The sequence below is a fragment of the Metabacillus sp. GQ13 genome, assembly GCF_059758525.1.
This window is the reverse complement of sequence record NZ_JCAXET010000008.1, coordinates 160,916-173,304: the sequence shown is the minus strand read 5'-3', so window position 1 is coordinate 173,304 and position 12,389 is coordinate 160,916. Positions and strand designations below refer to the sequence as shown.

Here is a 12,389-nt window from a genome sequence, read left to right as displayed (position 1 = left end):
TTGTTTTTAAAGTGGGAAGTTTGGGTTATCAATCGATATTTCTATACTTATCTGGGATTCGCCTCTCAGATAAGTTACAAATACAGGCTGCCAATTATTAACTCCACTTTACTATATCTGAAGAAGTCCGAACTCTTTTTTTATAATGAACAAGTGTGGCATTTTCATTTAGATTGCCTTTTTCACCTGTATGAGTGTACCCTAATTTTTCATATAAATAACAATTACCTCTCTCCTCTAAAATCGTCCATAATTCCCATGTATTTGCCTCAGGGTATTTTTCCTCGACTAAAGCTATTGCTTTCTGGCCAATCCCATTACCTTGATAGTATGGAAGAATAAACATTGGACTTATCCAAAACTGTGTCCCTTCTTTCCAATAAACACAAATCCCACCAACAAGAATATTGTTAAATAGTATTTTACAAAATGCTCCATTAGGATTAGTTATCCGTTTAATCACCCGATCAATTGTCTCATTAGCAGGATTTGTGTGGTAATCCTTATATTTATCTAACAATGGCATATATGCTTTTATTTGAATATCATATATAGCTTCCGCATCAGTGACTATAGCTTTTTCAAGGGTAACTTCCATACTATCACCTCGTTATTAACCTATTTGGCTATTTTTCTATCTAAATATTTTATATAGTTAACTTATTCCAAGTTGATTCCAAATTTTTATTTGCTATTCGTTTTTCATAAATCCCTTCTCTTTCTTTAGTCTTTAAAGCATTACATTCTTACATAGTTAGCATTGATTTTGTCATACATATGTTGTTTTTAATATTGAACTTTTTGTAAAAATCTTGTGCATCTGATGTTGCCAAAGCAAATGCTGTATTTTCTATTTCAGGATATTCAAGAATACAATCAATCAACCATTTACCTAAACCATTTCCCCTATACTCTTCAGAAACGACAACATCTAAAATCCAAGAAAACACAGCCTTATCCGTAACGACCCTTGCAAAACCAATTTGTTCTCCTAAATGGTATAAACCGAAAGTAAGAGAATGATTTATGCTCTTTTCAATTGTTTCTTTCGATCTGTCTGAGGCCCAATAGGTTGAAGAAAGTAACTGCATAACGCGATCTAAATGGATTAGTTCAATATCATCACTAATTATAAAATCACCCTTAATCCACTCCATTCATATTCCCCCAAATAATTTTTTCAAAATAATGTCTATTTAAATCTGTTTTATTCGTTTTTAACTGCCTTTATAATCAGTGTTGCTGGAACTAATTCTGCTCTTTGTGTTGAGTACCATCTAGCAGGATCTTCTGAAATAACACTGTCAGATATCAAAACATCATCAATAACCTTTTCAATTTTAAATCCAGTTTCTATTAACGTATTAATATAAGTACTTAATTTCCGATGATGGATCACAGCATTATTATTCCAGGCTTCGTTGTATTCTGGTCCTACTATATTGTAGGATTTATTAAAGATGAATGATGACTGTTCATAGCTTAATCGATCATGCATCGGGTGCTCCCAACTAAAGATGAAAGTACCACCTGGCTTTAAATAGTTATGGACATTTGATAATGTGCGGTGTAAATCAACTGTCCATCCCAATGCGTAAATCGAGTATACACTATCAAAGTAATTGCTTGGTAATCCTGGGTTTTTCTCCATAGGAGATTCCATTAATGATACTTTAACTTTCTGATTACTTAATAATTTAGTAGCTGTTTGAATTTGTGCGGTGGAAAGGTCTAATCCCCATAATTCTTTCGCCCCACGATTAGCCATATATTGCAGGGAATGCCCACTACCACATCCAATATCCAAAACCTTTTGATCTGTAATCGTCCTAAATAAGGTAAGTTGTTCTTCGGTTGGTGCAAAGGGTCCGTATTCTGGAAGTGCCGTTCTTCCGAAAAAACGTTCTGCTGATTTTTCCCAACTTTCCTTATTCATGTTCAAAATGTCTGTGTTACTTTCCATGAATTCCACTTCCTTCAAAATCATTAAAAATTTATAGTGTCCATAAAATAAGAGTTTCTGAATCATCTCTTTGTAAAACAACAGGGCCTGTAATGTCTAGATAGTTATGTTAGTAAGCCATTTCGAGTATTCTTTTTAAATATTGTTCATTCTCTTCTATTCCAACTTGCTTACTAAGGAATTTATTTAAGCGAATGAATTCTGGAATCATTCTTACCATTGTGTTGATTATTTCATTAGAATTACGGCTGCAATTCCAACTTTCCAAAAGAGACAAGTGATGAGGATTTAATTTGCTTCTATTTTCTTTCCCTTCAATCTTTGTCCAGGTTCCGTATGAACTATCTAAATGTTGTTCCATTTCCATATACCAACCAGAAACAATGAGCCACCGGATTTTATCTATATTAGCTATGGCATAATACATTTCATCCCTCATGACAGCTCGATATGTTTCGTGAAAAAAAGCAAGCACTTTACCTCTCCAAAACTCGACATCATTTGAAGAAGGTTTATAAACAACCTTCGAAGATTCTTTTATCGCCACACTTATTAGATGAAGAGGATCATAATGAACCTCATTTCCTTTTAACCAGATTGATGGAACAACCTCTTCTGATGTTTTATACCAACTATCCAACTTAACAAAGCAATCATAGTGAGTAACTAAAACGGGAGAATCATCGAAACCCTCGTAAAATAATACACTTCCCCAATTTTTAGCTCTATTACGTTTATCTTTTATAAAGTCTGCTTTCTTGTCGGGAGTAACAACAATATGTAAATCAATATCAGAATAATGATCAAAGTTCCCTTTTGATAAAGAGCCACTCTGATAGATAGCCAAAACATTAGAATCCATTGTTAAATCATTTAAAGCATTTTGTAATAAACGATCACGGTGCTTTGGTAAGGACAAATCCCTTTCTAGATGTCTAGTTGTGTATCCCACACATTATAAACCAACTCCCTTTTTTATAGACCACTTGAGATTAATAAATTCGTTATGAGGTAAAAAATCCCTTCTTTCATCTAAACCATTCGGATTTTATTATTCCATAGATATCAACATCTTCATAAGCTCCTGACTTGAAGATCTCTTGTTTTGATGTTCCTTCTTTTTTCATTCCGATTTTTTGCATGAGGCTAGTTGATGGAGTATTTTTGGACATTGCCTTCGCCCAAATTCGATTTAGTTTCAATACGTCAAAACCAAATCTTACAACTTCCTTCGCCGCCTCTGTCGCATAGCCTTTCCCCCAATAATCTTTCCCAATCCAGTATGCTAATTCCCCTTTTCGGTGTTCTTTTTCTACTCTAATTGTCATTGTCCCAATTAATACATCCTCCCCTTTCAAAATGATTGCTAAAGGAAAAGTGCCGTTTTCTATTAATATAGGATGATGGGTAATCCAATTTTTTGCTGCCTCAATAGGATATGGGTGAGGAATACCTAAAGTAGTTTCGGCTACTTCTTTATTACCAGCTAATTCTTGTACTCTAGTGGCATCATTTATTTTAAATGGTCGAAGGAATAAACGATCTGATTCTAGGTTTATAATCATCTTTCATTATCACAGCCTTTCCCATATAAGAGGTTTCCAGTATTTCCTTACTTTAAGATAAGCGTCAAAATCATTAGGGTGTACTTTCACAAAGACCAACATCCGTGTATAGTTGAACAACTACTTCTTCTATAAGTCTTTGTTTATCAATATCATATTAACTAATAACGAAAATGTGGAAACTAAAGATTCTAAATTCAACTCATCCGACGAGGGGCTTTCATCCAATTCATTTCTCCCTTTATAAAACCAATGGTATTCTATCATTTTACAATTCTACAGTTTCAGTTGTTGTTTTTTGCAACTAAATATAGATTAAAAGAAAAAGAAATAGGAAATACCTATAAGTAACATTAAAGATGCAATTGATCTAATCCAAGTCAATTTTTTACTTAATCCCATCTTTTTTTCCAAGTAGTTTATGTAACCCATTGTTAATACGAACCCAAAAAATGTTAACAAATATCCATTGGTATCATTTTCTTTAAGAGTTCTCAATCCAACGATTGCAATCAATACAGTCCCTATGGTACCCAAAATCATATTCAGATACAAAATATTTTTTTCTTCTTTCAAGTAAAACGTCTCCTCTCTAACACCACAAAAGTTCTTGTTCAATCACAATTTCTAAAAAAAGCAGTCTTGTTAATTTCTTCAAGACTTAACCTTTTTACTTACTTAATAGCATTGATTAAGAACCGTTTAGAATTAGTCTGAATGCCTTTTTCTGTTCTGTTGTTTACAATGAAGTCATTCAATCTAGCAAAGTCGTGCTCCTCCATGCCGAAATTTGGAATGATAGGGGTATGTTTAAGTAAAAAAATAAGATCTTCAGGACTTTGATAGTATTCAGTTGCATCGTATTCATAGTATTGAATTTCATAAAAACCTGCTTTTTTTAATTCTCGATCATAGCGAGCTTGTAGTGACTCAACTTGATCAATTACTGTAGTCCGATTGAAGGCTTTTATTATATTTAATTTATCTCCCTCAGCAACTTGTTGTGTTAAGAAACAGCCACCTTTTTTCAGAACTTTAGCAACTTCTTTTGCATTAAATGGTGCATGACGGCAAGTAACTATATCAAAAAAATCACTAGGAAATCGCAGTTCTTCAGAAGACATTTGAGAAAATCGAACATTCGGGATATCAGTTCTCTTTAAGTTAGATTTTGCCGTTTCGATCATTCCATTAGATAGATCAATACCTACTAAGAAAACAAATAATGCGGCAATACTTAAGACATTTTCTCCGCCACCTGTACCAATATCCAGGAGAACATTTGAGGATTTAGCTCTCTTTTTAATCTCTTCATTAAAATCCCACAAAGCTCCTTCAGATGTAACATTTAATCTACTAAAATCCCAACCGTTTGCTTTGCCAACCTTTTCATAAAATCTTTTATAATCTATTTCATTCATTTTTTTCCACCTTTCAAAAAGGTAAAAAGGCCAAGAAATCATTTAGAGGCATCGCTATACTTTGTCCCAAAGTGACCACCTAGTCTTTAATGTTCTCGTTATTGAAAAAAACAGACTCTTCCTTATAGCTGGTACTGTTCCCTATCTTTTATAAATCAACTAAAATTACTCCTTTTTTGTATCAAGGAGTTTTTCCATAGAATTACTTTTTCATAACGTTTATCAAGAGTCTTCGTATTCAATCATTTTTTTTAACATATCCGTATCTAATTGATTTATTGACCGATACTCGTCCTCATTCAATTTTATCAAAGCACCTTCTTCGTTAAACCATACTTCAGATGATGTTAAAGTAAGATAATTTTTAGGGCTGTTTACGTTTATATGGACATCTGGAATACCAATAACTTTTGGATCGCCTTCTATTTGTTCACTCTGCATTAGAATTTGCTGGATATTATCAATTATATATTGGTTTTCAACGTCGGTAATAACTTTTCGATAATCGACTTGATCTTCGTTTTTTGAGTTAGCATAGCCAATCATTATCTCTCTTGTCGATACATTATAGGTTTGTTTTCCTGTTAAAAAACCACCAATAAATAAAAAAATCGCCAAGACAAAGATAATACTTAATTTATAATACTTTTTCACATTAAGTTAATCTCCTTACCTTTTTAATATGATATCTATGAAGAACAGAATCATACATTCCTTTCTATACTTCAAACCTTTTGTGTTCGAGGTAAACAGAATACAACTCTAATAAAGAAGTCGTTTATTTCTACCGATTGATTGTTTCAGGAATTCACTAAAATACTCTATACATTAGTTATCTTTATCTATACACTGATTTACTTTTTCATTCCCTTTTTTATAATTCAAATTTGATTACTATATACTACTTTTTTAATAAGCACACAAACAGGATAAATCCTACATTTTTAGTAATGATCTATAAGAAACCCTCTAATCTCAGTATTAATTTTTATTAAATATTCATCTGATGGAAAATGTGCCATATCAAAGGTTTTGAAATTTGTTAAATTTGGGATGATTTCTTTGGCAACATTTTTTAAGTTACTTTCAGGAAAAAAAACATCCTTCTTCCCTGCTATGATTAACGTTGGAGAGGTGAAATTTACTAATTCACTTTTCTCAGTTAATTTCGGCATTTCTTGTTCTAGTTTTACATACTTAAATACGTCACCTATAATTTTTTGGTCTATTTCTTTCATCGAATGATTCGACATTATTCCAGTGATTTTACTCAGGTACTTTTGGGAAGACGTCGTATTGAATAGAACTAAAGGAAGTAATATTTCCTTAATCATTTTAAGTTTAGAACCTAACTTTATTCCTGCTGGTGCTACAAGAATAGAACAATCTATTTTATCTGGCATAAATGAAGCTAATCTTAATATGATTCCCGCTCCATAGGAAGGACCGATAAATGCACTTTTTTCAATATCAAAGTAGTTCATCAGTTCTTCAATCCACTTTGCAAAACTATCATCCTTAGCAGAAATTCTATTTTCATCACTGAACCCTGGATGTCCAATTGTATCAGGTGCATAGATCCTATACGTATCTATCAATGGTAAAAACCAAGATAATGTCATTGGATTGATACAATTACCACCTTGGAAAATAAACAATGGTTTTCCTTCTGGCGGTCCAGCAACAAGCATATGAGTTTTACCGTAACTTGTATCAATATATATTCGTTCGATAGGAAACTTAAATGATTTTATATACGTTTCATAATGTTGCGAAATCCTTCTTTTTCCCTCATCATTCTTATAAATTGTTCTGCCATCCATCTAAATCTCCACCTTTGTAGAATAATTTCTCTTATTCCATGTTTTATTTTCTCGTGCTTTTTTGTAATCCTTTTATTCACGGAACGTCTTATTTAATATAACAAAAAACAGGAAGATAATGGTATAGTTTTTAAGGACAAACAAAATTACTTCGTAGATTTTGAATACTTTATATGAAAAAACACTAACCTCTCTTGGATTAGTGTTTTTCATATAAATGGAAATTTTAAGCAATAATGTATACCCTCGAAGCAAGAACTATAAAAGCTGAACAACCTTCTTAGTCCATTCTCCTTTATCATCAGCGAGTAGTGTACTCCACCCTAGAACACTAGCTGTTTTAAGGTTTTTCTCTTTATCATCAACGAACAAAACTCTTTTCTGCCTATTAAAATGGGATTTAGCACTCGTATAAATATCAACTTGCGGTTTACAGAATCCCACTTCACTAGAAATGGTCATACTTTTTATACATTTTTGAAAAGGCTCTACTATCTGATTCACCCATTCCATCCGGTGATTACTTAACAAGTGAATAGTAGCATATTCACTCCATATAGAAATTTCTTCAAGCGCAGGTAAAGGTTTGATTAATGCATGCAACTTTAATTTTGAATACTCTATCTCAATTGTTGGAAATTCCTTTTCTAACCTAAACCAAAATTCCTGTTCATTCATTTTACCAGTCCATAAATCCTCCTTAATTCCCTTGTAGAACTTAGCAAGGTTAGCATAGGGAATTTCGTACTTCGAGGATAAATCCTTCCAAAAAAGTTGTGAAAAGTTCGTAACAAGTACTCCTGCTATATCTAATACCAATACAGGTTTTGTAGCCAAATTAATCCAACTCCTCCCAAGAAAATATGTCTGTTCAACTAGATTCAATTATTACTTTTTTAAACATTTGTATGGGGATTTTCATTTTATTGCATCTATAATTAAAAATGGAAGTAAAACTAGTTTATCACTTTGATTGCTAGGATTTTTTTTGAACGAAAAATAACTTCAACTTTTTCATTCCATTTATGAAAATGACCTTCTTCATCACGATATTTAGGTATACCTTATCGGGAAAAACCTATAGGAACAGCACAGCGACTATAACCAGTTGGTTTTCAATAGTTATAACATTGTTTTACAGCATTCATTTCTGATAAGTAGGATGTTCTCAAACGTGTTCAGCTAAAATGGTTGTTATAGAATTCTTTTCAAACTTACCATTCCAAGTAGTCAACTCGATTAAATTAATCTCCTCTTGCGTTTGTATCCATCCAGGATTATTGTTGTACTCTCCAGCACCAATTACCAGTTTGATTTCTTCATTTGTTGCCATAATCTTTCACCTTAACATTTCTATTCTTCTTACTTCTTCTATTACACTAACGCTTCCTTCTTTATTTCTTAATTAATTGTTGAGAAATGAATGATTTCCTTGAAACAACCCAAATAGTACACTATTCACCATTCAAATATGAGTTTAACTAATCAGAAATATCCTTATTACCCCATTCTATTTTTCTATTGAAAACACCCTTAACATTCTTGGTTTAACATAGATTCATTATGATATATAATTAGTTAAATTCTATTACAAACAAGGGGGAAAACATGAATCGACAAATACCACTTAATCTATCAAGCAGTGATGCTTTGAATAGTATAGGAGAAAATATTATTATTGCTGATGCTGAATATAAAATTACCTGGATAAATAAAAAGGCAAACAAGACACTATCAAGTATTGCGCCTTTGTATGGTCTTACAAATGCAGACGAGATGATTGGATTAAAGATGGATTTTTTCCATAAGAAACCTGATCATCAACGTCATCTTATGGCCGGAATACAGGAAGGCCATAGAGCTAGAATTAATATAAAGAAAACACTTGTTGCTGATATTGTGATCACACCAATTAAAAGTAATGAAAAACCCGAACTAATTGAAAGTTATATGGTTATGCTAATGGATGTAACTTCACAAGCAGAAGAAGAAACGAAAAAAGAGAAGTTAATTAAAGAATTATCTGTTCCTATATTAAATATTTGGGATAAAACAATCGCTTTAACGCTCGTAGGTGAATTAAACTTGGACCGTGGTGAAACTGTTATCACCACCGTTTTAGAGGTATGTGTCTCAAAAGGGATAGAATATGTCATAATAAGTTTAACAGGTATTAACAGTTTTGATGACAGTGTAAGACAAAATCTTCAAAAGTTATTTGCCTGTTTAAAATTAATCGGAGTGGAATGCATTATTGTCGGAATAAAACCTAAACTTGCTCTGAATATTGAAGAGTTAAATAATATCCTTACTTTTAGAGATGCCAATGCTGGCTTAAAATATATTATTGGGCTTCAAGGTAAGAAAATAGTATAAAAAACAAGCTATCATGTTGACCATATTTATATATGAACTAAAAAAAGCTTCCTTCGGGGAGCTTTTACTTTGTTAAATAAAATTTATATATAGCAATATTGAAAAAATGTTCAATCAAAGAATTCAAATACACCCTACCTAGTTTCCCAAAAAGAGCTATGTTCTAATATCTGAAGCATCTTAATGGCAACCTAGGAGAACTGTATATCTTGAGTTATTTAGAAACAAGCAACGGCTTACCCGTTTAAATTACTCGTTTCAAGGAGTCGATACTGCCTCTTTCCTAGATTCTGTGGGGTCCGCCTTCTTCGTTAATTTAAAGAATGCGATAGAACCAATTAAGGCTGTAATAAATAATGTTGCTCCCATTGGTACTGCTGTCTTCTCATTTATACCGACTAGAGGAGAAACAATTGATCCTAGTAATAATGGGAACATCCCTAAAACAGCACTTGCACTTCCAGCTCGATGTGCTTGATTTTCCATTGCAAGTGTAAAGGAGCTTGTTAGGATCATTCCGATCGAGATCATATAAATAAAAATCGGGATAACTAGAGTTGCTAATGGTCCTTCAATGAGTGTCATGATAAGAAGTATAGAGGTTGCACTTATCGAAACAATGACCGCAATTCGAAGCAGACTTCTTTCATGGATGATCCCACCAAGGCGGCCAATAATAAAACTACCGGTAATAATCGCCAGACCATTAATGCCAAACAGAACACTAAAAACTTGTGGTGAGACATCATAAATACCTTGGTACACAAAAGGAGTTCCAGCTACATAAGCAAAACTACCTCCATGAATAAATCCGACGATCAACGCGTAACCAATAAACGAACGATCTTTCATCAAGCTTCCCATCGTGCGTACCGAATGACTGATCGTGCTTGGGATTCGTTTCTCTGGAGGTAACGTTTCTTTTAATCGCAAAGCAACTACCAAAACAATGATCACTCCAATTAAACTTAAAAAGAAGAATATTGTTTTCCAACTTCCAAATGGCAATAGTAATATCGCTCCACCCGTCATCGGGGCAACCATTGGTGCTGTTGCATTTATGACCATTAAGAGTGCAAAGAATTTAGTAAATTCTCTACCACTAAATACATCTCGTACAACTGCACGGGACAGGACTATCCCTGCAGAGGCAGTGAAACCTTGTAAAAATCGGGCTACCACCAATGTCGTAATATTGGGTGCAAATGCACAGAGTAGTGATGATATTGCAAATAAGGAGATTGATATCAAAATTGGTCTTCTTCTCCCTTGGGCATCACTAATCGGTCCTACAATGATCTGACCAATAGCAAGTCCAATTAAGCACGTTGTTAAACTAAGCTGTACGAGCGAGGCACGAGCTCCTAAGTCATCTGCAATTTCAGGGAAACTTGGTAAATACATATCAATATTTAGCGGCCCTAATATAGCAAGCATACTAAGGAGAAATGCTAATCCCAAACGCTCTTTTCCTGTTGGATTATGAAGCATGAAAACAAAACACCTTTCTATTTAAAACTACTATACTTTTCCATCAATTTTTTGACGATACAATCCATTATAAATGATTACCTGTATTTCTTTAAGTGTTATTAAAAATACCTTTAGAATATTATAAGCTCCTAACATTGACGATCAGAAATTATTCAATATATAAATCTATTATTTTCTCTAATATTCATAATAATTACCTCTAAGTCTGATGTACCTAATTTGGTAGTATGATAGAAAAAACGTTCATCTATTCCACTTCTTATAAATTCATCTACTAATTCTAAACATCTAACCCCCATTTGATGTTCCTTCTCCCTTAAAGCATCTCTTCGTAACAATTCCACTTCATCAGCCCATAAAACAACAAATTTCATTTCAACATTGTTAATTTTGGCAGCTACCCTTTGGAAACATTTATCTACTTCCTTTGGAAAAGCAACATAATCAATGATCACATTTTTATTAACTTGTAGAAAATTAATAGATAAATCCGCTATATTTTCCCAAGTTAAAGAAAGTAATTCTTCACTTTCCCAAGGTGGAACGTACCCACCAACAATCATATGATTGATAACATCCCCTTCTATATAAGCACTCTGGTCAAAAAGTTGCGCAATTCTCTTCGCCGTTGTTGTTTTACCGATCCCAGCTGGTCCTGAAATAATAAATATTGTTTTCATTTCCCCACCTACTTTTTTACGATCAATTACCTTACCTATGTTGAATTATAATTTTTTTGAACTTCCGTAATATCACTATCGTCTTATGAGCGTCTATTGTTATTCATTTCTTGCTTTATCCCAAATAGTTTTAAATTCATCTATATTCTTGTATCGTCGCTCTCTATCTTTATTTACTGCTCGTAAGGCAATTTTATAAAGCTTTGGACTTGCTTGCCATTTATCAAAAGAATGATCCATTTCTCCACCTAATAAGCCAAAAGCAATTGCTCCCATTGTAAACACATTTGTTTTCGAATCAATTGTTGAACCATATGTGAATTCTTCTGGCGCTTTTGTCCTAGTTGCTCCCCAAAAGTGTTCTCCTATCTCATTTGTTGAAGGAGATTTTCGATAAAAATCAATATCACATATTGTTGTTAGATCATTTGCGAAATCATATAAAATACTTCCATCATAAAAGTCTACAGCGATATATCCTTTAGCTTCGACATATGAATGGAAAGAATAAATTGCATCTAATGAATCTAGACGTTTGTTAATTGGTAGGCGCTTAAAACGGTAGAATGGCGATTTAGAATTCGTATATTTAGCTTCTCCACCAAAAGACCAATGCGAGTGTAAACACTCACCTTCAACCCAATCAAAAATCGTTGCATAGCCTGTTGCTAAAGAGAAATGATCCTTTAACTGTATTAAATATCGATGCTCCAATGTTGAATAAACATGTATCGCCTCAATTAAACGTTTTACCGCATTTTGTGGGCTACCATGAAAATCTATTGGTCTAGCACCAGCATACTTTACAAACCGTTTGTTGCCATCCTTCTCCAAACCAAAACAAATATTTCCTGAGTCTTGTTGGTCAAATACACAAAAGACTTTGCCTAGATCATGTAACCAATCAAAATTATGAGGTTCTTGTAATTGAAATCTAACTGAGTCTAAGGAAATTATTGTCGGTTCTGATTGTATAGAATTACCCTTCATATGATTCACCTTCTCTAATTGGTTTTCATTCATTTACAGGGTTAATCATGCGTTGTTCCCTTAATAGTAAACTCATT

15 protein-coding genes are annotated in these 12,389 nt (G+C 33.1%); 1 reads left to right on the top strand and 14 read right to left on the bottom strand.

The features are described from left to right. Positions 1–97: 97 nt before the first annotated feature. The 11 genes from AC6CHR_RS12080 to AC6CHR_RS12030 form a co-directional block, all read right to left on the bottom strand. The gene (locus tag AC6CHR_RS12080; RefSeq protein WP_498249038.1) at positions 98–598 is read right to left on the bottom strand and encodes a GNAT family N-acetyltransferase; all 501 of its coding nucleotides are present in this window, start codon (positions 596–598) and stop codon (positions 98–100) included. A 148-nt stretch (positions 599–746) separates the two neighbouring features. Beyond that, positions 747–1,157 (bottom strand): GNAT family N-acetyltransferase, encoded by a 411-nt coding sequence (locus AC6CHR_RS12075; protein WP_498249036.1) that lies wholly within the window; start codon positions 1,155–1,157, stop codon positions 747–749. Positions 1,158–1,207: 50 nt separating this feature from the next. Further along, on the bottom strand, positions 1,208–1,963 hold the full coding sequence (locus tag AC6CHR_RS12070; RefSeq protein WP_498249034.1) for a class I SAM-dependent methyltransferase: 756 nt from the start codon (positions 1,961–1,963) through the stop codon (positions 1,208–1,210). A gap of 109 nt (positions 1,964–2,072) precedes the next feature. Next, on the bottom strand, positions 2,073–2,915 hold the full coding sequence (locus AC6CHR_RS12065; RefSeq protein ID WP_498249032.1) for a hypothetical protein: 843 nt from the start codon (positions 2,913–2,915) through the stop codon (positions 2,073–2,075). A gap of 76 nt (positions 2,916–2,991) precedes the next feature. After that, on the bottom strand, positions 2,992–3,528 hold the full coding sequence (locus AC6CHR_RS12060; RefSeq protein ID WP_498249030.1) for a GNAT family N-acetyltransferase: 537 nt from the start codon (positions 3,526–3,528) through the stop codon (positions 2,992–2,994). 315 nt (positions 3,529–3,843) lie between these two features. Further along, entirely contained in the window at positions 3,844–4,104 is a 261-nt protein-coding gene (locus AC6CHR_RS12055; RefSeq protein ID WP_498249028.1) for a hypothetical protein, read from the bottom strand. Positions 4,105–4,202: 98 nt separating this feature from the next. Beyond that, a complete protein-coding gene (locus tag AC6CHR_RS12050) occupies positions 4,203–4,949 on the bottom strand; it encodes a class I SAM-dependent methyltransferase (RefSeq protein WP_498249026.1) in 747 nt (248 codons plus the stop codon). 222 nt (positions 4,950–5,171) lie between these two features. Next, positions 5,172–5,603: a hypothetical protein gene (locus AC6CHR_RS12045; protein ID WP_498249024.1), complete on the bottom strand. Its 432-nt coding sequence runs from the start codon at positions 5,601–5,603 to the stop codon at positions 5,172–5,174. A gap of 290 nt (positions 5,604–5,893) precedes the next feature. After that, positions 5,894–6,772 (bottom strand): alpha/beta fold hydrolase, encoded by an 879-nt coding sequence (locus tag AC6CHR_RS12040; protein ID WP_498249023.1) that lies wholly within the window; start codon positions 6,770–6,772, stop codon positions 5,894–5,896. Positions 6,773–7,030: 258 nt separating this feature from the next. Next, complete coding sequence (locus AC6CHR_RS12035; RefSeq protein WP_498249021.1) at positions 7,031–7,609, bottom strand: HAD-IA family hydrolase; 579 nt, start codon at positions 7,607–7,609, stop codon at positions 7,031–7,033. Positions 7,610–7,940: 331 nt separating this feature from the next. Next, on the bottom strand, positions 7,941–8,105 hold the full coding sequence (locus AC6CHR_RS12030) for a hypothetical protein (protein ID WP_498249020.1): 165 nt from the start codon (positions 8,103–8,105) through the stop codon (positions 7,941–7,943). 275 nt (positions 8,106–8,380) lie between these two features. On the opposite strand from AC6CHR_RS12030, the gene AC6CHR_RS12025 reads away from it, so the two are divergent. Then, entirely contained in the window at positions 8,381–9,148 is a 768-nt protein-coding gene (locus AC6CHR_RS12025; RefSeq protein WP_498249019.1) for an STAS domain-containing protein, read from the top strand. Positions 9,149–9,406: 258 nt separating this feature from the next. On the opposite strand, the gene AC6CHR_RS12020 is transcribed toward AC6CHR_RS12025, so the two are convergent. From AC6CHR_RS12020 to AC6CHR_RS12010, 3 genes are all read right to left on the bottom strand, one after another. Beyond that, the gene (locus AC6CHR_RS12020; RefSeq protein WP_498249017.1) at positions 9,407–10,639 is read right to left on the bottom strand and encodes a Bcr/CflA family efflux MFS transporter; all 1,233 of its coding nucleotides are present in this window, start codon (positions 10,637–10,639) and stop codon (positions 9,407–9,409) included. 155 nt (positions 10,640–10,794) lie between these two features. Next, entirely contained in the window at positions 10,795–11,322 is a 528-nt protein-coding gene (locus AC6CHR_RS12015) for an AAA family ATPase (protein WP_498249016.1), read from the bottom strand. Positions 11,323–11,421: 99 nt separating this feature from the next. Next, on the bottom strand, positions 11,422–12,312 hold the full coding sequence (locus AC6CHR_RS12010; RefSeq protein WP_498249014.1) for a serine/threonine protein kinase: 891 nt from the start codon (positions 12,310–12,312) through the stop codon (positions 11,422–11,424). Positions 12,313–12,389 lie beyond the last annotated feature (77 nt).